Raw genomic sequence first — 24,926 nt, forward strand, 5'->3', positions numbered from 1 at the left:
CGCCACAACCAGCGGTCATTCGTCGAGGTTGCCCATGGCGGTGGTGTTGAAGCCGCCGTCGACGTACATGATCTCGCCGCTGATGCCTGAGGCCAGGTCCGAGCAGAGGAAGGCGCCGGCATTGCCGACTTCCTCGATGGTGACGTTGCGCCGCAACGGGGTCTGGGCTTCGTTGGCCGCCAGCATCTTGCGGAAGTTCTTGATGCCCGAGGCGGCCAGGGTGCGGATCGGTCCGGCGGAGACCGCGTTGACCCGGGTGCCTTCCGGGCCCAGGGAACCGGCCAGGTAGCGCACGCCGGCTTCCAGCGAGGCCTTGGCCATGCCCATCACGTTGTAGTTGGGCATGGTGCGCTCGGCGCCCAGGTAGGACAGGGTCAGCAGGCTGCCGTTGCGGCCCTTCATCATGTCGCGGCCAGCCTTGGCCAGGGCCACGAAGCTGTAGGCGCTGATGTCGTGGGCGATGCGAAAGCCCTCGCGGGTGGTGGCGTCGGTGAAGTCGCCTTCGAGCTGGTCGCCGGGGGCGAAGCCCACGGAGTGGACGATGCAGTCCAGGCCGTCCCAGTGCTTGCCCAGCTCGCTGAACACCTGGGCGATCTGCTCGTCACTGGCCACGTCGCAGGGGAAGCACAGCTCGGCGCTGGAACCCCAGCCGGCGGCGAACTCCTCGACCCGGCCCTTGAGTTTTTCATTCTGATACGTGAAGGCCAGCTCGGCGCCTTCACGGTGCATGGCGGCGGCAATGCCGGAGGCGATCGACAACTTGCTGGCGACACCGACGATCAGGACACGCTTCCCAGCGAGAAAACCCATAAATTGCTACTCCTGTTGCAGGTTATTCGGCGCTTGCCGGAGCCAGGAAGGCGGCTTCCAGCAATTGCCGTGTGTAAGGGTGTTGCGGGGCGCCGAAGATTGCCTGGGCGTCCCCTTGTTCCACCACCTGGCCGTGCTTGATCACCATCAGCTGGTGGCTCAGGGCCTTGACCACCGCCAGGTCGTGGCTGATGAACAGGTAGGTCAGGTTGTACTTGCTTTGCAGGTTGCGCAGCAGCTCCACCACCTGGCGCTGCACGGTGCGGTCCAGGGCCGAGGTCGGCTCGTCCAGCAGGATCAGCCGCGGCTTGAGCACCAGGGCCCGGGCGATGGCGATGCGCTGGCGTTGCCCGCCGGAAAACTCATGGGGGTAGCGGTGCCGGGTGTCCGGGTCCAGGCCCACTTCCTTGAGCGCTTCGATGATCGCCTGTTCCTGCTCCTGCTCGCTGCCGATCTTGTGGATGCGCAAGCCTTCGCCAACGATCTGGCTCACGCTCATGCGCGGGCTGAGGCTGCCGAAGGGGTCCTGGAACACCACCTGCATTTCCCGCCGCAGCGGCCGTACCTGTTGCTGGCTCAGGGCGTCGAGCTGCTGGCCTTCGAAACGAATGCCGCCCTGGCTGGCGATCAACCGCAGGATCGCCAGGCCCAGGGTCGACTTGCCCGAGCCGCTCTCGCCGACGATGCCCAGGGTCTGGCCCTGGGGCAGGCTGAAGTGGATGCCGTCCACCGCCTTGACGTGATCCACGGTGCGGCGCAGCAGGCCCTTCTTGATCGGGAACCAGACCTTGAGGTTGTCCACTTGCAGCAGCGGCGGACCGATTTCATTGCTCGCCGGCAGGCCGCTGGGCTCCGCGGCCAGCAGTTCCCGGGTGTAGGGATGCTGCGGCGCGCGGAACAGCTCCTCGCAGGACGCCTGCTCGACGATGCACCCCTTCTGCATGACACAGACCCGGTGGGCAATGCGCCGCACCAGGTTCAAGTCGTGGCTGATCAGCAGCAGCGCCATGCCCAGGCGCGCCTGCAATTCCTTGAGCAGTTCGAGGATCTTCAACTGCACGGTGACGTCGAGCGCGGTGGTCGGCTCGTCGGCGATCAGCAATTCCGGCTCGTTGGCCAGGGCCATGGCGATCATCACCCGTTGCCGCTGGCCGCCGGACAGTTCGTGGGGCAGGGCCTTGAGGCGCTTGTGCGGTTCGGGAATGCCCACCAGCTCCAGCAGCTCCAGGGTGCGCCGGGTGGCGACCTTGCCGGTCAGGCCCTTGTGGATGCCCAGCACTTCGTTGATCTGCTTCTCGATCGAGTGCAGTGGGTTCAGCGAGGTCATGGGTTCCTGGAAGATCATCGCGATGCGGTTGCCGCGAATGTGGCGAATGGTCTTTTCCTTCAGGGTCAGCAGGTCGTGCCCGGAGTACTGGATGCTGCCGGACGGGTGCTGGGCCAGGGGGTAGGGCAGCAGCCGCAGGATCGAATGGGCGGTGACCGATTTGCCCGAGCCGCTTTCACCCACCAGGGCCAGGGTTTCGCCGCGCTTGATGTCGAAGCTGACCCCTTGCACCACGCGCTGGCACTGTTGGCCGGCGACGAATTCCACCGCTAGGTCGCGAACTTCGATCAGGTTGTCCTGGGTCATGTCATTTCCTCGGGTCGAAGGCGTCGCGGGCGGATTCACCGATAAACACCAGCAGGCTGAGCATGATTGCCAGCACGGCAAAGGCGCTGATGCCCAACCAGGGCGCTTGCAGGTTGGACTTGCCCTGGGCCACCAGCTCGCCGAGCGACGGCGCGCCCGGCGGCAGGCCGAAGCCGAGGAAGTCCAGGGCGGTGAGGGTGCCGATGGCGCCCGTGAGGATGAAGGGCATGAAGGTCATGGTGGAGACCATGGCGTTGGGCAGGATGTGACGGAACATGATCGCGCCGTTCTGCATGCCCAGGGCCCGGGCCGCGCGCACGTACTCCAGGTTGCGCCCGCGCAGGAACTCGGCGCGCACCACGTCCACCAGGCTCATCCAGGAGAACAGCAGCATGATCCCCAGCAGCCACCAGAAGTTCGGTTGCACGAAGCTGGCGAGGATGATCAGCAGGTAGAGCACCGGCAGCCCGGACCAGATTTCCAGGAAGCGCTGGCCGATCAGGTCCACCCAGCCGCCGTAGAAGCCCTGTAGCGCACCGGCGATGACCCCGATGATGGAACTGAGGACGGTCAGGGTCAGGGCGAACAGCACCGAGACCCGAAAGCCATAGATGACCCGGGCCAGCACGTCGCGGCCCTGGTCGTCGGTGCCCAGCAGGTTGTCCGCCGACGGTGGCGCTGGCGCCGGCACACGCAGGTCGTAGTTGATGCTCTGGTAGCTGAAGGGGATCGGCGCCCACAGCACCCAGGCGTCTTTCTGCGCCAGCAGCTCGCGGATGTACGGGCTCTTGTAGTTGGCTTCCAGCGGGAATTCGCCGCCGAAGGTGGTTTCCGGGTAGCGCTTGAGCGCCGGGAAGTACCAGCCGCCTTCGTAGTGCACCACCAGCGGCTTGTCGTTGGCGATCAGCTCGGCGCCCAGGCTGAGGATGAACAGCACCAGGAACAGCCACAGCGACCACCAGCCGCGCTTGTTGGCCTTGAAACGCTCGAAACGCCGGCGATTGAGGGGGGACAGGTTCATCTCAATGCTCCCGGCTGTCGAAGTCGATGCGTGGGTCGACCAGGGTGTAGGTCAGGTCGCCGATCAGTTTCACCACCAGCCCCAGCAGGGTGAAGATGAACAGGGTGCCGAACACCACCGGGTAGTCACGGTTGATCGCCGCCTCGAAGCTCATCAGGCCCAGGCCGTCGAGGGAGAAGATCACTTCCACCAGCAAGGAGCCGGTGAAGAAGATACCGATGAAGGCCGACGGGAAGCCGGCGATCACCAGCAGCATGGCGTTGCGGAACACGTGGCCGTAGATCACTCGGCGCTGGGTCAGGCCCTTGGCCTTGGCGGTGACCACGTACTGCTTGTTGATCTCGTCGAGGAAGCTGTTCTTGGTCAGCAGGGTCATGGTGGCGAAGTGGCCGATCACCAGCGCGGTGACCGGCAGCGCCAGGTGCCAGAAGTAGTCGAGGACCTTGCCGCCCCAGCTCAGTTGGTCGAAGTCGTTGGAGGTCAGGCCGCGCAACGGGAACCAGTTGAAGTAGCTGCCGCCGGCAAACACCACGATCAGCAGGATGGCGAACAGGAAGGCCGGGATGGCGTAGCCGACGATGATCGCCGAGCTGGTCCAGACATCGAAGTGGCTGCCGTGGCGGGTGGCCTTGGCGATCCCCAGGGGGATCGACACCAGGTACATGATCAGGGTGCTCCACAGCCCGAGGGAGATGGACACCGGCATCTTTTCCTTGATCAGGTCCACCACCTTGGCATCGCGGAAGAAGCTGTTGCCGAAATCCAGGGTGGCGTAGTTCTTGATCATGATCCACAAGCGTTCCGGCGCCGATTTGTCGAAGCCGTACATGTGCTCGATTTCCTTGATCAGCGCCGGGTCCAGGCCCTGGGCGCCGCGGTAGCTGGAACCGGCCACCGAGACCTCGGCACCGCCGCCGGCGATGCGGCTGGTGGCGCCGTCGAAGCCTTCGAGCTTGGCGATCATCTGCTCCACCGGGCCGCCGGGCGCGGCCTGGATGATCACGAAGTTGATCAGCAGGATGCCCAGCAGGGTCGGGATGATCAGCAGCAGGCGGCGAAAGATATAGGCCAGCATCGTCAGTGCACCGCTTCGGCCGCAGCCGCCTGGTTGTCCGGGGTCGGTTCAACGGCCGGCTTGGCGCCGGGCTTGATCCACCAGGTGTTGATGCCGATGTCGTACTTGGGCGCGACTTTCGGGTGGCCGATGTGATCCCAGTAGGCCACGCGCCAGGTCTTGATGTGCCAGTTGGGAATCACGTAGTAGCCCCATTGCAGGACCCGGTCCAGGGCCTTGGCGTGAGCCACCAGGCTGGCACGCGAGTCGGCGTTGATCAGGCTTTCGACCAGGCTGTCGATGGCCGGGTCCTTGAGGCCGATGTAGTTGCGGCTGCCGGGCTTGTCGGCGCTGGAGGACATCCAGAACTCGCGCTGCTCGTTACCCGGGGAGTTGGACTGGGGGAAGCTGCCGACGATCATGTCGAAGTCCCGCGAGCGCACCCGGGTGATGTACTGGGACACGTCGACCCGGCGGATCACCAGGTCGATGCCCAGGTCGGCCAGGTTGCGCTTGAACGGCAGCAGCACCCGTTCGAACTCGGTCTGGGCCAGCAGGAACTCGATCACCACCGGCTTGCCCTGGGCGTCGACCATCTTGTCGTCGACGATGCGCCAGCCGGCCTCCTGCAGCAGTTGGTAGGCCTGGCGCTGCTGGGCGCGGATCATGCCGCTGCCGTCGCACACCGAAGGCGAGAAGGCCTGGTCGAACACCTGCGGCGGGATTTTGCCCCGCAGCGGTTCGAGAATCGTCAGTTCCTCCGGGCCCGGCAGGCCGGTGGCGGCCATTTCCGAGTTTTCGAAGTAGCTGCGGGTGCGGGTGTAGGCACCGTTGAACAGCTGCTTGTTGCTCCACTCGAAGTCCAGCAGCAGGCTCAGCGCGTGACGCACCCGCACATCCTGGAACATCGGCCGGCGGGTGTTGAAGACAAAGCCCTGCATGCCGGTGGGGTTGCCGTTGGCGATCTGTTCCTTGATCAGCCGGCCCTGGGCCACGGCCGGGATGTTGTAGGCGTTGGCCCAGTTCTTCGCGCTCATTTCCAGCCAGTAGTCGAACTGCCCGGCCTTGAGCGCTTCCAGGGCCACGGTGTTGTCGCGGTAGTAGTCGCTGGTGATCACGTCGAAGTTGTAGAAACCGCGGTTGAGCGGCAGGTCCTTGCCCCAGTAGTCCTTGACCCGCTCATAGCGGATCGAGCGCCCGGCCTTGACCTCGGCGACCCGGTAGGGGCCGCTGCCCAGGGGGATCTCCAGGTTGCTCTTGGCAAAGTCGCGGTGTTCCCACCAGTGCTTGGGCAGGATCGTCAGCTGGCCGAGGATCAGCGGCAGTTCGCGGTTGTTGTTGTGCTTGAACTTGAACAGCACCCGTTGCGGGTCTTCGGCGAGCACCTGGTCGACATCGGCGTAGTAGCCGCGGTACAGCGGCGAGCCGGCGCTCATCAGGGTCTGGAAGCTGAACACCACGTCTTCGGCGTGGATCGGCTGGCCGTCGTTGAAGCGTGCCTCGGGGCGCAGGTAGAAACGCACCCAGCTGTTGTCCGGGGCTTTTTCGATCTTGCTGGCCACCAGGCCGTACTCGGTGAAGGGCTCGTCCAGGCTCTGGGCCATCAGGGTGTCGTAGATCAGGCCGATGTTCTGCTCGGGCACGCCCTTGCTGATGAACGGGTTGAGGCTGTCGAAGCTGCCGAAGCCGGCCATGCGGAAGGTGCCGCCCTTGGGCGCGTCGGGGTTGACGAAGTCGAAGTGCTGGAAGTTCGCCGGGTATTTCGGTGCTTCGTTGTACAGGGTCACGGCATGTTGCGGCGCAGCCTGGGCATAGCAGGCGATGGCGCTGAACAGCAGGCCGCTGGTGCGCAGGAGCAGGGCTCGCAGGGGCATCATTGGGCGTTCTCCATGGACTTCAGCCACCAGGCGCCAAGGCCCAGGGTGTAGGGCGGCGTGGTGACGAAGGCGAACCGGTTGCGGTAGGCCAGGCGGTGATAGTTCAGGTACCAGTTGGGAATCATGTAGTGCTGCCACAGCAGCACCCGGTCCAGGGCCCGGCCCGCGGCCAACTGGTCGTCGCGGGTCTGGGCGGCCAGCAGCTGTTCCAGCAGGTGATCGACAACCGGGTTGTTGATGCCTGCGTAGTTCTTGCTGCCCTTGACCGAAACCTGGCTGGAGTGGAAGTACTGCCATTGCTCCAGGCCCGGGCTCAGGGTCTGGTTGAGGGTCATGAGGATCATGTCGTAGTCGAACTGGTCCAGGCGCTGTTTGTATTGCGCGCGGTCCACGGTGCGCAGGCGCGCCTCGACGCCGATGCTCGCCAGGTTCTCCACGTAGGGCTGGAGAATCCGTTCCAGGTTGGGGTTGACCAGCATCAGTTCGAAGCGCAGCGGCTGCCCGGCGTTGTTCTGCAGGCGTTGGCCGTTGAGCTTCCAGCCGGCCTCGCCGAGCAGCCCCAGGGCGCGGCGCAGGGTTTCGCGGGGTATGCCGCGGCCTTCGGTGCGCGGCAGGCTGAAAGCCTGGCTGAACAGGCTGGCGGGCAACTGCTCGCGGTAGGGCGAGAGCAGCAGCCATTCATGGCCCTGGGGCACCCCGGTGGCGGAGAACTCGCTGTTGGGGTAGTAGCTCAGGGCGCGCTGGTAGGCGCCGCTGAACAGGGTGCGGTTGGTCCACTCGAAGTCGAACATCATGCCTAGCGCCTCGCGCACCCGCACATCGGCGAACGCCGCGCGACGGGTGTTCATGAACAGGCCTTGGGTCTGGGTCGGGATCTGGTGCGCCACCTGGGCCTTGATCACCTCGCCGCGGTTGACCGCGGGAAAGTCGTAGCCGTTGGCCCAGTTCTTCGCCTGGTGCTCGATGTAGATATCGAACTCGCCGGCCTTGAAGGCTTCGAAGGCCACGTCGCTGTCGCGGTAGAACTCCACCTCGACCCGGTCGAAGTTGTTGAAGCCGCGGTTGACCGCCAGGTCCTTGCCCCAATAGTCGTTGACCCGTTCGAACACCAGCTGGCGCCCCGGCTGCACTTGAGTGACGCGGTACGGGCCGCTGCCCAGCGGCGGGGTGAAGGTGGTGGCCTTGAAGTCGCGGTCCTTCCAGTAGTGCTGGGGCAGCACCGGCAGCTCGCCCAGGCGCAGGATCAGCAGGGGATTGCCGGCACGCTTGAACACGAAGCGGATGCGCTGCGGGCCGAGGATGTCCACGCGCTGCACTTCCTGCAGGTTGGTGCGGTATTGCGGATGGCCTTCCTTGAGCAACAGGCGGTAGGAAAACGCCACATCGTAGGCGGTGATCGGTCTGCCATCGTGAAAGCGCGCTTCGGGGCGCAGGTTGAACACCACCCAGCTGCGGTCCTCGCTGTATTCCACGGAGCGGGCGATCAGGCCGTAGCTGGAGGTCGGTTCATCGCCGGACGGCGCATACAGGCCGGTGCCGACCATCAGCGGTTCGTTGAGCTCGTTGACCCCGTATTGCAGGAAGTTCGGCGTGGCGACCGGGCTGGTGCCCTTGAAGGTGTAGGGGTTGAGCGTATCGAAGGTGCCAAAGGCCATGACCCGCAAGGTGCCGCCTTTGGGCGCCGCGGGGTTGACCCAGTCGAAGTGGGTGAACTTTGCCGGGTACTTGAGCGTGCCAAACTGCGCATAACCATGACTTTCGGTGATCGTCGCGCTTGCGGGAAAGCTCAAGGCCAGGCTGATGAAGAGCAGAAGGAGGGGACGCATCGAGGCAGAGATCCGATCCAGGCGGCTTGGGCTTTGTGCTCCGTACAGTAACAGCTTGTATCAGCAGGAAAAAGTACGCTGGTGCAAGCGTTGTGCAATTGAAATCTCCTGTAGGAGCCGGCTCCTACAGGGGAGATTTTAGTGCGGCAGGTAGACCGTCAGCATCTGGCCGGGCTTGAGCGCCTGGGCCGCGCGTGGGTTCCAGCGCTTGAGGTGCTGCATCTCGACGTTGAAGCGCTTGGCCACCATGTACAGCGAGTCGCCTTGCTTGACCTTGTACTGGGTCGACTTCTTCTTGTCGCTGCTGGCGACGCTGGTTTTCTTGCTGGCCACCTTGCGGGTGTCCTGCATCACCAGGGTCTGGCCGACCTTGAGGTTCTTGCCGCTGAGTTTGTTCCAGCGTTGCAGGTCCTCGACGTCGACCTTGTTGGCCTTGGCGATCAGGGTCAGGTTGTCGCCATTCTTGACCCGGTACAGGCGCTTGGAGCGCAGCGAGTCGCGCCCTTCATCGCGGTCGAAGACCGGCTTGAGGGAGCGCTTGCTGATCAGCTCTTCGGGTTTCATGGTCGACAGGCTGGTGGTCAGCAACTGCGCCTTGGATGTCGGCACCAGCAGGTGCTGCGGGCCGTCGATGGTGGTGCGCTGCTTGAACGCCGGGTTGAGCTGGAACAGCTCGTCCTCGTCGATGTTGGCCACCGCCGCGACCTTGGACAGGTCCATGCGCTGGTTGATCTCGACCACCTGGAAGTAGGGTTCGTTGGCGATCGGGTTGAGGTTCACGCCGTAGGCCTGCGGGGCCAGTACCACTTGGGACAGGGCCAGCAGCTTGGGTACATAGGCCTGGGTCTCGGCCGGCAGTGGCAGGTTCCAGTAGTCGGTGGGCAGGCCGAGCTTTTCATTGCGCTCGATGGCCCGGCTGACCGTGCCTTCGCCGGCGTTGTAGGCGGCCAGTGCCAGCAGCCAGTCACCGTTGAACATGTCGTGCAGACGGGTCAGGTAGTCCATGGCCGCGGTGGTGGAGGCGGTGATGTCGCGGCGGCCATCGTAGAAGCGGGTCTGGCGCAGGTTGAAGTAACGCCCGGTGGCCGGAACGAACTGCCACAGCCCCACCGCATCGGCCCGGGAATAGGCCAGCGGGTTGTAGGCGCTTTCGATGACCGGCAGCAGCGCCAGTTCCAGCGGCATGTTGCGCTCTTCGAGACGCTCGACGATGTAGTGGATATAGAGGCTGCCGCGCTCGCCGGCATTTTCCAGGAAGGAAGGGTTGCTGGCGAACCACAGGCGCTGTTGTTCAATACGCGGGTTGACGCCCAGGCCTTCTTGCAATTGGAACCCCTGACGCATGCGTTCCCAGACGTCCTGGGGCACTTGCGGGCTGGGCTGGTTGCTCAGCCAGATGGGTTTCTGCTTGATGCGGGCGTTGAAATTCTGAGTGTGCGTCGCGTCGCTCTGCGGGGCATGGCCGGTGCTTTGGCAGCCCGCAAGAGTCGCTGACACAGCTACCGCGATGGCCTGGGCCAAGCGCGTCAATGCGTCTGAACTGATGGAATAACGAATAGATGACGACATTGGCTGGAAGTAAGTTCCGGGCAAAAATGTCGGGCGATTCTAGAAAGCACCCGGGGTGCGGTCAACCATTCAGAATTTTTGTACCAATCGATAACCTGCTTAGAACTTATCTTTCCATGCCCTCAGGGCCGCAAAGACCGCACTCTGCGACGGGTTATCCTGCCCGGCCCGTTCGTCCGCTTTTTGTTTAACGGATGTTTCACCGGTACGCAGGAACGGGTTGGTCAGCTTCTCCAGGGCCAGGGTCGAAGGCAGGGTCATGCGCCCGTGCTCGCGCAGTTGCGTGACCTTTTCCAGGCGCTCGGCGATGTCCGGGTTGGCCGGTTCTACCGCCTGGGCGAAGCGCAGGTTGCTCAGGGTGTATTCGTGGGTGCAGTAGACCAGGGTGTCGTCCGGCAATGCGGCGAGGCGGCCGAGGGAATGATGCATCTGTTCCGGGGTGCCTTCGAACAGCCGGCCACAACCGGCGGCGAACAGGGTGTCGCCACAGAACAGCAGGCCGTGGTGGTAGTAGGCGATGTGCCCCAGGGTATGGCCGGGAACGGCGAGCACTTCGAACTCGCAGCCCAGGATGCTGACGCGCTGGTGGTCGTCGAGGGCGATATCGCGGGCCGGGATCTTCTCCCGCGCCGGGCCGTAGACCGTGGCGCCACTGTGCTGCTTCAGGCGTTCGACGCCGCCGACGTGATCGTGGTGGTGATGGGTGATCAGGATGTCGCCGAGCACCCAGCCCGGGTGCTGTTCCAGCCAGGCCAGTACCGGCGCCGCATCCCCTGGATCGACGACTGCACAGCGCTGGCTGCGATGGTCTTGTAACAACCAGATGTAGTTATCGGTGAAGGCGGGCAGGGCACTGATCTGTATCATCTTCGGATTCGCCAAGCGGAAAACAATGGCGCATCTTAGAGCTTCTTGGCGTGTTGGAGAATGCAATGACCGATAAAGCCTTCGCTCAGGCAGATCCCGACTGGCTGGCCCTGATCAGTGCGGCGCGGGACTGGTTGTCCGGCCCCCTGGGGCAATTTCTGCTGGATGAAGAACGGCGCATGCTCGAAGAGGAACTGGGGCGTTTCTTCGGCGGCTACCTGGTGCATTACGGGCCCTCGGCGCAAACCCCGCCGGTGGCGCCGCAGGTGCAGCGCAACGTGCGCCTTGGCGCGCCCTTGCCGGGGGTGGAGATCGTCTGTGAAGAACAGGCCTGGCCGCTGAGCGAGCACGCCGCCGACGTGGTGGTGCTGCAACATGGCCTGGATTTCTGCCTGTCGCCCCATGGCCTGTTGCGCGAGGCGGCCAGCAGCGTGCGCCCTGGCGGGCATCTGCTGATTGTCGGCATCAACCCCTGGAGCACCTGGGGCTTGCGCCATGTGTTCGCCCATGACGCCCTGCGCCTGGCCCGCTGCATCTCTCCGTCGCGAGTCGGCGACTGGCTCAACCTGCTGGGCTTCGCGCTGGAGAAACGCCGCTTCGGGTGCTATCGTCCGCCGCTTGCTTCAACGGCATGGCAGGCTCGACTCGCCGGCTGGGAGCGCAGGGCCGGGCGCTGGCAACTGTCCGGCGGCGGCTTCTATCTATTGGTGGCACGCAAGATCGCCGTGGGCCTGCGTCCGGTGCGCCAGGTGCGGCGCGAGCCGATGGGCAAGCTGGTGCCGCTGCCCATGGCCAAGGTCAATCGCCGTAACAGCGAACCTTGATGACCTGTTGAAACCTTCTTTTTATACACTCCCGGCCGGCATAGCCCGGCCTTGGGCCTCGCCGATCGCGGTCGGCGGGCCAATGGCAATTTTCTGATGGAAGGCGTGGATGAGCGATAGCGTAGAAATCTTTACCGACGGTGCCTGCAAGGGCAATCCCGGCCCGGGCGGCTGGGGCGCGTTGCTGGTGTGCAAGGGGGTCGAGAAGGAGCTCTGGGGCGGCGAAGCCAACACCACCAACAACCGCATGGAACTGATGGCGGCCATTCGCGGCCTGGAAGAGCTCAAGCGCCAGTGCGAGGTGCTGCTGGTCACCGACTCGCAGTACGTGATGAAGGGCATCAACGAGTGGATGGCCAACTGGAAGAAGCGTGGCTGGAAGACCGCCGCCAAGGAACCGGTGAAGAACGCCGACCTGTGGCAGCAGCTCGACGAGCAGGTCAACCGGCACAACGTCACCTGGAAATGGGTGCGCGGCCATACCGGTCACCACGGCAACGAGCGCGCCGACCAGTTGGCCAACCGTGGCGTGGATGAGGTTCGCGGCTACAAGGGCTGAGGGCGTTACAGGGTGAGAATCGCCGCTGCCAGTTGTTCGTCGCTGTAGGGCGGGTTGTGCAGCGTTCGGCGAATGTACTGCAACGCCGATTCCAGTCGCGCCCCGCGAATCGCGCCGTCGCTGGCGACAAAGGCTGCGGCGTCGCTGCGGGCCTCCAGGACAAGCTTGTCATCCTTGAACGAACTGCTGATCTTGGCCGTGCCTTCGCTGCTGGTCAGCAGCCCGCTCATGCTCAGGTCGGTGCTGATCACCAGGCTGGTGGCATGGCTGGAACTGCTGAACATTGCGATGAACAGGGCGATGAACAGCAGGCTTTGCAGACGGCGCCGGAGAGTCTTCATGACCGCGAGTTTCCCTGGAAAAGATCGGCGGCACCCTAGCAGCCGGGCCTTGGGCGAACCTCATCAGCTTTGCGAATAACTGTAAAAAAGTGCGTGGCAGCGGCCTGTTCCCTGCGGCGCGCAGACCCTGGGCCGGGCATGCTAAAATCCCGCCCTTTGCCAGATTGAGAACGGACCACTGATGGCCAACAGATCTGTTGTACTCGATACCGAAACCACCGGTATGCCGGTGACCGACGGCCACCGGATCATTGAAATCGGTTGCGTCGAGTTGATCGGTCGGCGCCTGACCGGGCGGCATTTTCACGTTTACCTGCAACCTGATCGCGAAAGCGATGAGGGCGCGATTGGCGTCCACGGCATCACCAACGAATTCCTGGTGGGCAAGCCGCGTTTCGCCGAAGTTGCCGACGAGTTCTTCGACTTCATCCAGGGCGCGCAGCTGATCATCCACAACGCGGCGTTCGACGTTGGCTTCATCAACAACGAATTCGCCTTGATGGGCCAGCATGAGCGGGCCGACATCACCCAGCACTGCACCATCCTCGACACCCTGATGATGGCCCGTGAGCGGCACCCCGGGCAGCGCAACAGCCTCGACGCACTGTGCAAACGCTACGGTGTCGACAACTCCGGCCGTGAACTGCACGGCGCCTTGCTCGACTCGGAGATTCTCGCCGACGTCTACCTGACCATGACCGGCGGCCAGACCAGCCTGTCCCTGGCGGGCAACGCCTCGGACGGCAACGGCTCCGGCGAGGGGGCGGGGCGGGCCTCGGAAATCCGTCGGCTGTCGGCCGATCGTCCGCGTGGGCGGATCATCCAGGCCAGCGAAGCCGAACTGGCCGAGCACCAGGCACGCCTGGAAATCATCGCCAAGTCCGCCGGCGCCCCGGCGCTCTGGACCCAGCTGCTCGAAGCCCAGCAGTAAGCCTTTGTTACCTGCGGCCCTGTAGCCGCTGCCGCAGGCTGCGAACGGCTCCGTAGGAGACGTAGCGATTTAGCGGGCGGCAGAGCTCTCCAGGCAAGGCCCTGCGGGCCTTTTCGCAGCTTCGCGGGCTCAGCGGCGGCTACAGGCGTGGTTGGGTGTGGCTGTGAATGAGCCGGCAATTGTTCCAGTGCGACGTTTTGTTACACCCGGTTCCTGCCCGGGGTGACACAAGGCGCCCGGAGCTTCTACCCTGAGTTGATTGGCGGGGCCGGCCCGCCGTCTCAGGACATCCAGCCTCCATGTACAAAGACCTGCAGTTTCCGATCCTGATTGTGCATCGCGATATCAAGGCCGATACGGTCGCGGGGGACCGGGTAAGAGGCATCGCCCGGGAGTTGGAAAAGGACGGGTTCAGTATCTTTTCCGCGGTGGATTACGCGGAAGGGCGGCTGGTGGCCTCGACTCATCATGGCCTGGCCTGCATGTTGATCGCTGCCGAAGGCGCCGGGGAAAACAAGCACCTGCTGCAGAACATGGTGGACCTGATTCGCCTGGCGCGAGTGCGTGCGCCGCTGTTGCCGATCTTCGCCCTGGGCGAGCAGGTGACCCTGGAAAACGCTCCCGCCGACGCCATGAGCGAGCTCAACCAATTGCGCGGCATTCTCTACCTGTTCGAGGACACGGTGCCGTTTCTGGCCCGGCAAGTGGCCCGGGCCGCGCGCGGCTACCTCGACGGCCTGCTGCCGCCCTTCTTCAAAGCCCTGGTACAGCACACCGCCGATTCCAACTATTCCTGGCACACCCCGGGGCACGGCGGTGGCGTGGCCTATCGCAAGAGCCCGGTGGGGCAGGCGTTCCACCAGTTCTTTGGCGAGAACACCTTGCGCTCGGACCTGTCGGTGTCGGTTCCGGAGCTGGGTTCGCTGCTGGATCACACCGGGCCGCTGGCGGAAGCCGAGGCTCGCGCCGCGCGCAATTTCGGCGCCGATCACACATTTTTCGTGATCAATGGCACCTCCACCGCCAACAAGATCGTCTGGCATTCGATGGTCGGCCGCGACGACCTGGTGCTGGTCGACCGCAACTGCCACAAGTCGGTCTTGCACTCGATCATCATGACCGGGGCCATTCCCCTGTACCTGTGCCCGGAGCGCAATGAGCTGGGGATCATCGGACCGATTCCCCTGAGCGAGTTCAGCCCCGAGTCGATCCAGGCCAAGATCGACGCCAGCCCACTGACCCGTGGCCGCCCGCCCAGGGTCAAGTTGGCGGTGATCACTAACTCCACCTATGACGGGCTGTGCTACAACGCCGAGCTGATCAAGCAGCGCCTGGGCAACAGTGTCGAGGTGCTGCACTTCGACGAGGCCTGGTACGCCTACGCTGCTTTCCACGAATTCTTTGCCGGGCGTTATGGCATGGGCACGTCGCGCAGTGCCGACAGCCCGCTGGTGTTCACCACCCACTCGACCCACAAACTGCTGGCGGCCTTTAGCCAGGCATCGATGATCCACGTGCAGGACGGTGGTGCCCGGCAGTTGGACCGCGACCGTTTCAATGAAGCCTTCATGATGCACATCTCCACCTCGCCGCAGTACAGCATCATCGCTTCGCTGGATGTGGCGTCGGCGATGATGGAAGGGCCGGCGGGGCGCTCGTTGTTGCAGGAAATGTTCGATGAGGCCCTGAGTTTTCGCCGGGCCCTGGCCAATCTGCGGCAGAACATCGCCGCTGATGACTGGTGGTTTTCGGTGTGGCAGCCGGAGCGGGTCGAGGGCATCGACCAGGTACGCACCGAAGATTGGCTGCTGGAGCCGGAAGGCGAATGGCATGGTTTTGCCGGGGTGACCGACGACTATGTGCTGCTTGACCCGATCAAGGTCACCCTGGTGATGCCCGGGCTGACCGCCGGCGGCGCCCTGAGCGAGCACGGGATTCCGGCGGCGGTGGTCAGCAAGTTTCTCTGGGAGCGTGGGCTGGTGGTGGAGAAGACCGGGCTCTATTCGTTCCTGGTGCTGTTCTCCATGGGCATTACCAAGGGCAAATGGAGCACGCTGCTCACCGAGTTGCTGGAGTTCAAGCGCAGCTACGATGCCAATATCAGCCTGGCCAACTGCCTGCCCAGTGTCGCCAGCCAGGATCCGCAGCGCTATCAGGGCATGGGCCTGCAGGACCTGTGCGACCAGTTGCACGCCTGCTACCGCAGCAACGCCACCGCCAAGCACCTCAAGCGCATGTACACGGTGCTGCCGGAGGTGGCGATGAAACCCGCCGATGCCTACGACCAACTGGTGCGGGGCGAGGTCGAGGCGGTCTCCATCGATCAGCTGCAGGGGCGTATCGCCGCGGTGATGCTGGTGCCGTACCCGCCGGGCATTCCGTTGATCATGCCCGGTGAGCGCTTCACCGAATCCACGCGCTCGATCATCGACTACCTGGCTTTCGCCCGGGCCTTCGACAGCAGCTTCCCGGGATTTGTCGCCGATGTGCACGGCTTGCAGCATGACGATCTGGGCGACGGGCGCCAGTACACCGTCGATTGCATCAAGGCATGAGGAGTTATCCGGCCATGCAGCCTGTTGTGAACCCCCGTTATCCGGGCCTGGCCATTCGGGTTGCCGATGAGGGCTTTGCCGCCTACATCTGGGGCAGCGACTTCAGCTTCGAGGTCAGCGCCTATGCGCAGGCCGAGCGCGAGGTGCCGGTGGCCGAGTGGGCCTTGCGCAAGATCGTGCCCTATCGCAAATGCTATGGCATCGACCCGGAGGAGTTCAGCAGCTACCGCAACGCCGCGGACAGCGAGATCTTCATGGCCTTCCTGGATGACCAGCCGGTGGGTCATATCGTGGTCAGTACCAACTGGAACGGTTACGGCCACATCGACGAGCTGGCAGTGCATGCGCCCGCGCGCCGCCATGGGGTGGCCAGGGCCTTGCTGGACGTGGCGCAGTTCTGGAGCCGCAAGAAGGGCCTGCCGGGGGTGATGCTGGAAACCCAGAACAACAACCTGGGAGCCTGTCGCCTCTACGAGCGTTGCGGCTATGTGGTGGGGGGCGTGGATCACCTGCGCTACCGCGGCATCGACCCGCAGACCGCCGAGGTGGCGATCTTCTGGTATCGATTGTTTGCCAGTGAGCTTGGGGGCGAGCCGCTTTAACCCGCCAGCAGGGCTTCGGCCTGTTCCGTCAGCAGCTCCAGCAAGGCAGTGACCCAGGGGGAGTTGTCGCTGCCGTGGCGGCGCAAGGCGTACAGCGTCACGCTGATGGGGGGCGACAGCGGGCACACGTCGAGCCCGGCGCTGCGGGCTCCGACGGCGGTGAAGGGGTCGACGATGGCCAGGCCTTCGCCGGCTTCCACCAGGCTGCGCATCATCTGATAGGTCTGCACCCGAGTCTGGATCACCGGGCTGGGGCGCAGGTTCTGCAACTTGCTGGCGAGCATCACGCTCAGTGGGTCCTGGCCCTCCAGGCCCACCATGGCCTGGCCGGCCAGGTCCTGCAGGGCCACGTATTTCTGCTTGGCCTGCAGCCAGCCGTGGGGCGCCAGGAGGAACAGCTTGCCCTGCGCCAGGGCCTGGCTATGGATATCCGGGTGCTCGGGGTCATGCAGGCTCAGGCCCAGGTCGCAGTCACGCAGCAACAGGCTGTCGACCATGTCCCGGGTGCCCTGGCTGAGCAGGCTGCAAGGGGTGTCGGCGAAGCGTCGGCGCAGGGCGGCGATGCAGTGTGGCAGCAGTTGTTGCACCAGCGGCGGGGTGCCGACGATGCGCAGTGGCGGCGCCTGGTGGAACCTCAGGCTGTCGGCCAGGCGCTGCAGCGGTTCGAAGGCGTCATACACCCGGGTGATTGCCGGTTGCAGTTCGCGGGCTTCACGGGTGGCCTGCAAGCGTCCGCGGACGCTGGCGAACAGCATGAAGCCCAACTGGCTTTCGGCATCACGCAGCAGGGCCTCGACCTCGGCCACCGAGAGTTGCAGCAGCTCGGCGGCGGTGCCCAGGTGCGCGGTTTGCAGGAGCGCCTGAATCACTTCGATATGACGTAAACGCATGCTTGAAGTCCATCTCCAGCCGTCGAGGGGGCAAGCATCGAATCCTAACCCAAGTGTGGCGACACAACAGCTGGCGATGATGCTCGCGCAGAATCACTGAGCTACATATGTCTCGGGCTCGCGCACGATGGTGACATCCGACTGCACCAGCAGGAACTGGTTGTCGTCGAGCTTCTTGACCCGGTCGCCGATCGCCAGGCGGTAGGTGGTCACGGGCTCCGCGCCGGCTGCGCCGTCCTCCGGGGGCATGGATTCCTGGAACTCGTGCACTGAGTACACCCGTCCCTCGGCATCTCTTGCATGGAATTGTCCGACAAGTACTGCTGCCATTCTTTAGAGCCTCTGGAGATAAAACACGCAAATTCGCTGGTGTAGACCCGGTGTCCCCTGGGGAAGTTTTACCCCGGGGAAAAAATAATCCGTTGCGGGTGCCGGTGCTGCCTTGGCGACCACCGGCCGCCCGCGGCTGTGTTGGGAAATATCTGAATGGGGTAGCAGATATCACCTCGGGTCATCTATAACTAACACCTTCTTCACGCCGATGGTTGGAAACTCCAATGAGCAATGTCTACAAGGTCGCAGTACTGGTCGGTAGCCTGAGAAAGCAATCCCTGAACCGCAAGGTCGCGTTGGCGTTGGCCGAGCTGGCGCCTGCCAGCCTGCAGCTGAATATCGTCGAGATTGGCGATTTGCCGCTGTACAACGAAGATATCGACGTCGCGCCGCCGGCCGCCTACACGCGCTTTCGCGAGCAGATCAGTGGTGCCGACGCGGTGCTGTTCGTCACCCCGGAATACAACCGTTCGGTACCGGCGCCGCTGAAAAACGCCATCGACGTCGGCTCGCGTCCTTACGGCAAGAGCGCCTGGAGCGGCAAGCCGGGGGCGGTAATCAGCGTGTCCCCGGGGGCCATTGGCGGCTTTGGCGCCAACCACCACCTGCGCCAATCCCTGGTGTTTCTCAATGTGCCGTGCATGCAGCAGCCCGAAGCCTACCTGGGCGGCGCCGGCTCGGCGTTCGACGAAGCCGGCAAGCTGACGGATGCTACCCGGCCATTCCTGCAAGGCTTTATCACCGCCTACGGGCAGTGGGTCGAGCAGCAAAGCAAAGCCTGATTCCCCCAACATCCCCCGCTGTCGTAGGAGCCGGCTTGCCGGCGAAGAGCCCCTCGAGCCTTGGCGCCCGGTAGGGCGCCTTTGCCCGCAAGCCGGCTCCTGCATTACCCAAGACCCATTCTCATGTTGATTGCCGTATCGATTTTCCTGCTGACCATTACCCTGGTGATCTGGCAGCCCAGAGGCCTGGGCGTTGGCTGGAGCGCTGTATTCGGGGCCGTCCTGGCCCTGTTGTGCAATGTGGTGCACCTGACGGACATCCCGGTGGTCTGGCAGATCATCTGGAACGCCACCGGGACCTTCGTCGCCCTGATCATCATCAGCCTGCTGCTGGACGAGGCCGGGTTCTTCGCCTGGGCCGCGCTGCATGTGGCGCGTTGGGGCCGCGGGCGTGGCCGGCGGCTGTTTGCCTTCATGGTGCTGCTGGGGGCCCTGGTCTCGGCGCTGTTCGCCAATGACGGCGCGGCGCTGATCCTCACGCCCATTGTCATTTCCATGCTCCTGGCCCTGCGTTTCTCGCCGGCAACCACCCTGGCCTTCGTCATGGGCGCGGGGTTCATTGCCGACACCGCCAGCCTGCCGCTGGTGGTCTCGAACCTGGTGAACATCGTTTCCGCGGATTTTTTCAAGATCGGTTTCAACCGCTACGCGGCGGTGATGCTGCCGGTCAACCTGGTCAGCGTGGCCGCGACCCTGGCGGTGCTGCTGTGGTTTTTCCGCCGTGACATCCCCGAGGCATACGACCCGCGGCAGCTGGCCGAACCCGCCAGTGCCATCCATGACCGGGCGACCTTCATGGCTGGCTGGTGGGTGTTGCTGATCCTGTTGCTGGGCTGCTTCGCCCTGGAACCACTGGGCATTCCCATCAGCGCGATCTCCGCCGTGTGCGCGGCGCTGTTGCTGGCGATTGCCGCCCGTGGGCACAAGATCTCCACGCGCAAGGTGCTCAAGGAAGCGCCGTGGCAGATCGTGATTTTCTCCCTGGGCATGTACCTGGTGGTGTACGGCTTGCGCAATGCCGGGCTGACCGCGCACCTGGCCGGCTGGCTCGACGCCTTTGCCAGTGCCGGGATCTGGGGCGCGGCCCTGGGCACCGGGCTGCTCACGGCGGGGCTGTCGTCGTTGATGAACAATCTGCCGACGGTGCTGATCGGCGCCTTGTCCATTGATGCCAGCCAGGCCACGGGGGCGGTCAAGGAAGCGATGATCTACGCCAACGTCATCGGCAGCGACCTGGGGCCCAAGATCACCCCGATCGGCAGCCTGGCGACCCTGCTCTGGTTGCATGTGCTGGAGCGCAAGGGCATTCACATCGGCTGGGGTTACTACTTCCGGGTCGGCATCGTGCTGACGCTACCGGTGCTGCTGGTGACCCTCGCGGCGCTGGCGCTGCGCTTGTCCCTGTAGCGACCGGCTTGCCGGCGAACGGGCTCCTCAGTCGTGTGCTGCCCTTAAGCGGCGCCTGCGCTGGCAAGCCGGCTGCCGCGGTCGGTTGTCAGGGCTGCTGCGCGGGGACATGGGGCCAGAGATCGGCCACCAGGAACAGCCGCTCGGCTTCTTCCCAGGCACCTTCGGCGCTCTGCTCAAGCCGAACCAGCAGTTGCGCCGGGGCGTGAGGGTCAAGCTCGGCCAGCCATTGCTGCAACTGCGCGGTGGTCCAGGCTTGTTCGGCCGGGTAGTGCGCCGGCGCCAGCCAGGCTTGGCGGGGCAGGGGCTGCCAGCGCCCCGCGGCGCTCTGGGCGATAAAGGCCGGCCAGTCGCGCTGGTGCAGCCAACGGCCGCGCAGGTGTTGCGGGTGCGCGCCGTGGGGCGGTTCGGCGCGACCCGGCCAGGGATACAGCAGGTAGCCGCCCAGCCACAGGTGGGCGCTGAACTGGTCGATATCCAGCGCCGCCAGCGCTTCGCGGCTTTCATCCCGGGCGGAAATCGGCAGTTGGTGCTCATCCAGGTGCGCCAGCTTGCGGTCCAGGCGGTCATGGCAGCCGGGGCCCAGCCATTGTGCGGTGTCCGCGCCATTGCCAGCTTGCGGGCCGAGGTACAGCTTGATCGCCAGTTCCAGGTGATGCACGCCATCGCGGTCGCGCAGCAGCATGTCCAGTTCGCCCAGGGTGTGGCCGCCGCGGCGGATCGGCAGGTTGGCCGCCAGCAACTCGACCCCGGGGGCGTGGCGTACGGCAAATTGCCAGAGCCGTTCGTAGTACAGGCCCAGGCGCCGGGTCGGTCCCTGGGTCAGCCACAGGCGCAGGGCGCGGCTGTCCAGGTCCAGGCAGCGCAGCCAGTGGGCCAGCAGTTGCGGCGCCTGTACCCAGTCGCTGGCGGCGAGCGGGTGGCGCTGGGGCCAGGGCGTATGGCTGAGCATCGGCGGCGCGAGGATGACCCAGGCGAGGTCGCGGACTTCAGGTTGACGCAACTGGCGAGGAAGGCCGAGCAGATCGGGGAACAGGAGCATCTTGCGAGCATAGACGCAAACCCGGAGCGATCGCGATAAATGCGTGCCACTCGCAGTTGTGGCAAGGCTGGCTAAGCCCGTGTGGCTGAAAGGATTTTGTCTAACGCCGGGTTTCGCCCATAATCCTCCGTTTCGCCCGTACCCGAACCCCGCAGGAGCCCCATGGAGCAGTTTCGCAATATCGGCATTATCGGTCGCCTGGGCAGTTCCCAGGTGCTGGACACAGTTCGCCGACTGAAAAAGTTTCTGCTGGCGCGCCATCTGCATGTGATCCTCGAAGACACCATCGCCGAAGTGCTGCCGGGCCACGGCCTGCAGACGTCTTCGCGCAAGCTCCTGGGCGAGGTCTGCGACATGGTCATCGTGGTCGGCGGCGACGGCAGCCTGCTGGGCGCCGCCCGGGCCCTGGCGCGGCATAACATCCCGGTGCTGGGGATCAACCGTGGCAGCCTGGGTTTTCTCACCGACATCCGTCCCGATGAACTGGAGGTCAAGGTCGCCGAGGTGCTCGACGGCCACTACCTGGTGGAAAACCGCTTCCTGTTGCAGGCCGAGGTTCGCCGCCATGCCGAGGCCATTGGCCAGGGCGACGCGCTGAACGATGTGGTGCTGCACCCGGGCAAGTCGACGCGGATGATCGAGTTCGAGATCTACATCGACGGCCAGTTCGTCTGCAGCCAGAAGGCCGACGGCCTGATCGTCGCCACGCCCACCGGTTCCACGGCCTACGCGCTGTCCGCCGGCGGGCCGATCATGCACCCCAAGCTGGATGCCATTGTGATCGTGCCGATGTACCCCCATACCTTGTCCGGAAGGCCGATCGTGGTCGATGGCAACAGTGAGCTGAAAATCGTCGTGTCCAAAGATATGCAGATCTATCCGCAAGTCTCCTGTGACGGGCAGAACCATTTCACCTGCGCGCCGGGCGACACCATCACGGTCAGCAAGAAGGCCCAGAAGCTGCGGCTGATCCACCCGCTGGACCACAATTATTACGAAGTCTGCAGGACCAAACTCGGCTGGGGCAGCCGGCTGGGCGGTGGAGGCGACTGATGCTCGATCCCGCGCGTAGCTACGACCTGATCGGTGACGTGCACGGTTGCGCCCTGACCCTGGAGCACTTGCTGGATCGGCTCGGTTATCACAAGCAGGGCGGCGTCTGGCGGCACCCGTCGCGCATGGCGGTGTTCCTTGGCGATATCATCGACCGCGGTCCGCGCATCCGTGAATCCCTGCACATCGTCCACGACATGGTCGAGGCCGGCCAGGCGCTGTGCATCATGGGCAACCATGAGTTCAACGCCCTGGGCTGGAGCACCCCGGCGGCCGAAGGCAGTGGCAAGCAGTTCGTGCGCGAACACACGCCACGCCACGCCCGGCTGATCCAGGAAACCCTGACCCAGTTCGAACACCACCCGGGCGACTGGCACGACTTCCTCGAGTGGTTCTATGAGCTGCCGCTGTTTGTCGACGCTGGGCGCTTTCGCGTGGTGCACGCCTGCTGGGATGCCGGCCTGATCGCGCCGTTGCGCCAGCAGTACCCCAACGGCTGCATCGACCGCCAATTCCTCCAGGCCGCGGCCGTCCCCGACAGCTTTGCCTGCACCGCCTTCGACCGCCTGCTGCGCGGCACCGACATGCGCCTGCCCCACGGCCTGACCATGACCAGCGGTGACGGCCTGACCCGCGCGTTCTTCCGCACCAAGTTCTGGGAAGACGACCCGCAGACCTACGGCGACATCGTCTTCCAGCCTGATGCCTTGCCCGATCCGGTGGCGCGCACGCCGCTGTCCCCGGCGGAGAAGAACAGCCTGCTGCGCTATGGCGCCGAGGAACCGATGCTGTTCGTCGGGCACTACTGGCGCAGCGGCAAACCGGCGCCGATCCGTCCCAACCTGGCGTGCCTGGACTACAGCGCGGTGCTCTACGGCAAGCTTGCCGCCTATCGCCTGGACCAGGAAACCCGCCTGGATCCGAATAAATTTGTCTGGGTCGACGTTGAGCGGCCGGAGGTGGTGCGATGAGTGCGGTAGCGGTGTTGCGCCTGCCCCTGGCGACGGACCTGAGCGGCTTCGTCAAGCTGCTGCAGCGCATGCAGGTGCCTCACCGGGTCAGCGAGGAGGCGGGCGAGCAGGTGCTCTGGGTGCCGGAGTCGATCAGCGAGGACGTGCGCGGGCTGTACCAGCGGTTTCCCCTGGGCGATCCCGATCAGCAGCTGGACATCCCGCAAGCCGCGGCGCCGGCGCGCGCCGGCCTGTTCGAGCAGTTGCGCCGCAGCCCGGTCACCGCGCTGATCCTGCTGTTGAGCCTGGCGGTGTGCGGCATCACCTTGCTCGGTGACAACCTGCAGACCCTCGGCTGGTTCACCTTCCTCGAGTTCCGCGTGGTGGGCGACTACATCCAGTTCAGCTCCCTGGCCGACAGCCTGGCGGCGGGGCAGTGGTGGCGCCTAGTAACCCCGATGCTGATTCACTTCGGCATCCTGCACATTGCCATGAACGGCATGTGGTACTGGGAACTGGGGCGGCGCATCGAATTGCGCCAGGGCAGCATCAACTTGCTGGGCCTGACCCTGCTGTTCAGCCTGGTTTCCAACTACGCGCAATACTATTTCAGCGGCCCGACCCTGTTCGGCGGCCTGTCCGGGGTGCTCTACGGCCTGCTCGGGCATTGCTGGATCTATCAATGGCTGGACCCCAACCCCATCTACCGCCTGCCCCGGGGCGTGCTGGTGATGATGCTGGTGTGGCTGCTGCTGTGCCTGTCCGGGCTGGTCTCGATGATCGGCTTCGGTGAAATCGCCAACGCCGCCCACGTCGGCGGGTTGCTTATCGGATGCCTCACCGGCTTGTTGGGCGGCTTGTACAGCCGCCGCAAACGTGCCCTTTAAACGCTGGAGTCATGTATGTCGTCCTTTGTCGAAATGATCGAAAACATCACCCCCGAGATCTACCAGAGCCTGAAGCTGGCGGTAGAGATCGGCAAATGGTCCGATGGTCGCAAGCTCACCGCCGAGCAGCGTGAACTGTCCCTGCAGGCGGTCATCGCCTGGGAAATGCAGAACCTGCCCGAGGAGCAGCGCACTGGCTACATGGGCCCGCAGGAATGCGCCTCGAAGTCGGCGCCGGTGCCGAACATCCTGTTCAAGTCGGATGCCATCCATTGATCGAGATTGGCCGCGGCTCCATCAGTAAAATGTCGGCGCGCCTTGACGGGCCGAACGTTCAGTACGCTTTTCGCCTGGGCGACAGCGAGGTGCCGGTCAACCCGTTGATTGGCAAGACGCTGCGCCTGGAATACCTGGGGGCGATCCACTGCAGCCATTGCGGGCGCAAGACCAAGACCAGCTTCAGCCAGGGCTACTGTTATCCGTGCATGACCAAGCTGGCCCAGTGCGATATCTGCATCATGAGCCCGGAACGCTGCCACTACGATGCCGGCACCTGCCGCGAGCCGTCCTGGGGCGAACAGTTCTGCATGACCGATCACGTGGTCTACCTGGCCAACTCGTCGGGGATCAAGGTCGGCATCACCCGTGCCACCCAGCTGCCGACCCGCTGGCTGGACCAGGGTGCCAGCCAGGCGCTGCCGATCATGCGCGTGGCGACCCGCCAGCAGTCGGGTTTCGTCGAGGACCTGTTCCGTTCCCAGGTGGCCGACAAGACCAACTGGCGCGCGCTGCTCAAGGGCGATGCCGAGGCCGTGGACCTGGTGGCGGTGCGCGAGCAGTTGTTCGAGTCCTGCGCCGAGGGCCTGCTCGGCCTGCAACAGCGTTTCGGCCTGCAGGCGATCCAGCCGGTGAGCGGTATCGAGCCCCTGGAAATCCGTTATCCGGTCGAGCAGTACCCGACCAAGATCGTCAGTTTCAACCTGGACAAGAATCCGATCGCCGAAGGCACGCTGCTGGGCATCAAGGGCCAGTACCTGATCTTTGATACCGGCGTGATCAACATTCGCAAATACACGGCCTATCAGCTCGCCGTGCATCAGTAGAAGGAATTCG

General features: G+C 64.4%; 24 protein-coding genes. 12 read left to right on the forward strand and 12 right to left on the reverse strand.

Features of this window, described 5'->3' with window-relative positions:
• Window positions 1-15: 15 nt before the first annotated feature.
• The 8 genes from fabI to gloB form a co-directional block, all read right to left on the reverse strand.
• Window positions 16-810: an enoyl-ACP reductase FabI gene (gene fabI, locus LXM55_RS01815; RefSeq protein WP_060839053.1), complete on the reverse strand. Its 795-nt coding sequence runs from the start codon at window positions 808-810 to the stop codon at window positions 16-18.
• A 22-nt stretch (window positions 811-832) separates the two neighbouring features.
• Window positions 833-2,443, reverse strand: a complete 1,611-nt coding sequence (locus LXM55_RS01820; protein WP_233318080.1) for an ABC transporter ATP-binding protein — start codon at window positions 2,441-2,443, stop codon at window positions 833-835.
• Window position 2,444: 1 nt separating this feature from the next.
• Window positions 2,445-3,464 (reverse strand): ABC transporter permease, encoded by a 1,020-nt coding sequence (locus LXM55_RS01825; RefSeq protein WP_233318081.1) that lies wholly within the window; start codon window positions 3,462-3,464, stop codon window positions 2,445-2,447.
• 1 nt (window position 3,465) lies between these two features.
• Window positions 3,466-4,539 carry a microcin C ABC transporter permease YejB gene (locus tag LXM55_RS01830; protein WP_233318083.1) on the reverse strand — a complete coding sequence of 358 codons (1,074 nt, stop codon included), beginning with the start codon at window positions 4,537-4,539 and terminating at the stop codon, window positions 3,466-3,468.
• Window positions 4,540-4,541: 2 nt separating this feature from the next.
• Window positions 4,542-6,395, reverse strand: a complete 1,854-nt coding sequence (locus LXM55_RS01835; protein WP_233318084.1) for an extracellular solute-binding protein — start codon at window positions 6,393-6,395, stop codon at window positions 4,542-4,544.
• Window positions 6,392-8,221 (reverse strand): extracellular solute-binding protein, encoded by a 1,830-nt coding sequence (locus LXM55_RS01840; protein WP_233318085.1) that lies wholly within the window; start codon window positions 8,219-8,221, stop codon window positions 6,392-6,394. The genes LXM55_RS01835 and LXM55_RS01840 overlap by 4 nt, the downstream gene beginning before the upstream one ends.
• 138 nt (window positions 8,222-8,359) lie before the next feature.
• Window positions 8,360-9,790: a LysM peptidoglycan-binding domain-containing protein gene (locus LXM55_RS01845; RefSeq protein ID WP_233318086.1), complete on the reverse strand. Its 1,431-nt coding sequence runs from the start codon at window positions 9,788-9,790 to the stop codon at window positions 8,360-8,362.
• A 99-nt stretch (window positions 9,791-9,889) separates the two neighbouring features.
• The gene (gloB, locus tag LXM55_RS01850; RefSeq protein ID WP_233318087.1) at window positions 9,890-10,657 is read right to left on the reverse strand and encodes a hydroxyacylglutathione hydrolase; all 768 of its coding nucleotides are present in this window, start codon (window positions 10,655-10,657) and stop codon (window positions 9,890-9,892) included.
• A gap of 65 nt (window positions 10,658-10,722) precedes the next feature.
• Between gloB and LXM55_RS01855 the strand changes: the two genes are divergently transcribed.
• The gene (locus LXM55_RS01855; protein ID WP_233318088.1) at window positions 10,723-11,481 is read left to right on the forward strand and encodes a methyltransferase domain-containing protein; all 759 of its coding nucleotides are present in this window, start codon (window positions 10,723-10,725) and stop codon (window positions 11,479-11,481) included.
• A 109-nt stretch (window positions 11,482-11,590) separates the two neighbouring features.
• Complete coding sequence (gene rnhA, locus LXM55_RS01860) at window positions 11,591-12,040, forward strand: ribonuclease HI (protein WP_233318089.1); 450 nt, start codon at window positions 11,591-11,593, stop codon at window positions 12,038-12,040.
• 5 nt (window positions 12,041-12,045) lie between these two features.
• Here the strand turns inward: rnhA and LXM55_RS01865 are convergent, their stop codons facing one another.
• Entirely contained in the window at window positions 12,046-12,381 is a 336-nt protein-coding gene (locus LXM55_RS01865) for a DUF2388 domain-containing protein (RefSeq protein WP_267924089.1), read from the reverse strand.
• Window positions 12,382-12,562: 181 nt separating this feature from the next.
• Between LXM55_RS01865 and dnaQ the strand changes: the two genes are divergently transcribed.
• The 3 genes from dnaQ to LXM55_RS01880 all read left to right on the forward strand — a co-directional run bounded on the left by dnaQ (window position 12,563) and on the right by LXM55_RS01880 (window position 16,469).
• Window positions 12,563-13,312 (forward strand): DNA polymerase III subunit epsilon, encoded by a 750-nt coding sequence (dnaQ, locus tag LXM55_RS01870; protein WP_233318090.1) that lies wholly within the window; start codon window positions 12,563-12,565, stop codon window positions 13,310-13,312.
• Window positions 13,313-13,611: 299 nt separating this feature from the next.
• Window positions 13,612-15,867, forward strand: a complete 2,256-nt coding sequence (locus LXM55_RS01875) for an Orn/Lys/Arg decarboxylase N-terminal domain-containing protein (RefSeq protein WP_233318091.1) — start codon at window positions 13,612-13,614, stop codon at window positions 15,865-15,867.
• Window positions 15,868-15,881: 14 nt separating this feature from the next.
• Entirely contained in the window at window positions 15,882-16,469 is a 588-nt protein-coding gene (locus LXM55_RS01880) for a GNAT family N-acetyltransferase (protein WP_233318092.1), read from the forward strand.
• On the opposite strand, the gene LXM55_RS01885 is transcribed toward LXM55_RS01880, so the two are convergent.
• Window positions 16,466-17,359 carry a LysR family transcriptional regulator gene (locus LXM55_RS01885; RefSeq protein WP_233318093.1) on the reverse strand — a complete coding sequence of 298 codons (894 nt, stop codon included), beginning with the start codon at window positions 17,357-17,359 and terminating at the stop codon, window positions 16,466-16,468. The two genes, LXM55_RS01880 and LXM55_RS01885, sit on opposite strands and share 4 nt — an antisense overlap.
• A gap of 93 nt (window positions 17,360-17,452) precedes the next feature.
• A complete protein-coding gene (locus LXM55_RS01890) occupies window positions 17,453-17,689 on the reverse strand; it encodes a hypothetical protein (protein ID WP_233318094.1) in 237 nt (78 codons plus the stop codon).
• 227 nt (window positions 17,690-17,916) lie between these two features.
• On the opposite strand from LXM55_RS01890, the gene LXM55_RS01895 reads away from it, so the two are divergent.
• On the forward strand, window positions 17,917-18,474 hold the full coding sequence (locus tag LXM55_RS01895) for an NADPH-dependent FMN reductase (RefSeq protein ID WP_233318095.1): 558 nt from the start codon (window positions 17,917-17,919) through the stop codon (window positions 18,472-18,474).
• A gap of 123 nt (window positions 18,475-18,597) precedes the next feature.
• Window positions 18,598-19,881 (forward strand): arsenic transporter, encoded by a 1,284-nt coding sequence (locus LXM55_RS01900; RefSeq protein ID WP_233318096.1) that lies wholly within the window; start codon window positions 18,598-18,600, stop codon window positions 19,879-19,881.
• Between the two features lie 88 nt (window positions 19,882-19,969).
• Here the strand turns inward: LXM55_RS01900 and LXM55_RS01905 are convergent, their stop codons facing one another.
• The gene (locus tag LXM55_RS01905; protein ID WP_233318097.1) at window positions 19,970-20,923 is read right to left on the reverse strand and encodes a DUF1853 family protein; all 954 of its coding nucleotides are present in this window, start codon (window positions 20,921-20,923) and stop codon (window positions 19,970-19,972) included.
• 162 nt (window positions 20,924-21,085) lie between these two features.
• On the opposite strand from LXM55_RS01905, the gene LXM55_RS01910 reads away from it, so the two are divergent.
• From LXM55_RS01910 to LXM55_RS01930, 5 genes are read left to right on the forward strand one after another with little or no spacing between them, the layout of a single operon-like run.
• Window positions 21,086-21,976: an NAD(+) kinase gene (locus LXM55_RS01910; protein WP_007920913.1), complete on the forward strand. Its 891-nt coding sequence runs from the start codon at window positions 21,086-21,088 to the stop codon at window positions 21,974-21,976.
• Window positions 21,973-22,947: a metallophosphoesterase gene (locus LXM55_RS01915; RefSeq protein WP_233319014.1), complete on the forward strand. Its 975-nt coding sequence runs from the start codon at window positions 21,973-21,975 to the stop codon at window positions 22,945-22,947. The genes LXM55_RS01910 and LXM55_RS01915 overlap by 4 nt, the downstream gene beginning before the upstream one ends.
• Window positions 22,944-23,813: a rhomboid family intramembrane serine protease gene (locus tag LXM55_RS01920; RefSeq protein ID WP_233318098.1), complete on the forward strand. Its 870-nt coding sequence runs from the start codon at window positions 22,944-22,946 to the stop codon at window positions 23,811-23,813. The genes LXM55_RS01915 and LXM55_RS01920 overlap by 4 nt, the downstream gene beginning before the upstream one ends.
• Window positions 23,814-23,828: 15 nt before the next feature.
• Window positions 23,829-24,089 carry a YeaC family protein gene (locus tag LXM55_RS01925; RefSeq protein ID WP_233318099.1) on the forward strand — a complete coding sequence of 87 codons (261 nt, stop codon included), beginning with the start codon at window positions 23,829-23,831 and terminating at the stop codon, window positions 24,087-24,089.
• The gene (locus tag LXM55_RS01930; protein WP_233318100.1) at window positions 24,086-24,916 is read left to right on the forward strand and encodes a DUF2797 domain-containing protein; all 831 of its coding nucleotides are present in this window, start codon (window positions 24,086-24,088) and stop codon (window positions 24,914-24,916) included. The genes LXM55_RS01925 and LXM55_RS01930 overlap by 4 nt, the downstream gene beginning before the upstream one ends.
• The last annotated feature ends 10 nt before the right edge of the window (window positions 24,917-24,926 follow it).

Origin of the sequence: Pseudomonas sp. Au-Pse12 (assembly GCF_021341665.1) — a bacterium.
Classification (GTDB): domain Bacteria; phylum Pseudomonadota; class Gammaproteobacteria; order Pseudomonadales; family Pseudomonadaceae; genus Aquipseudomonas.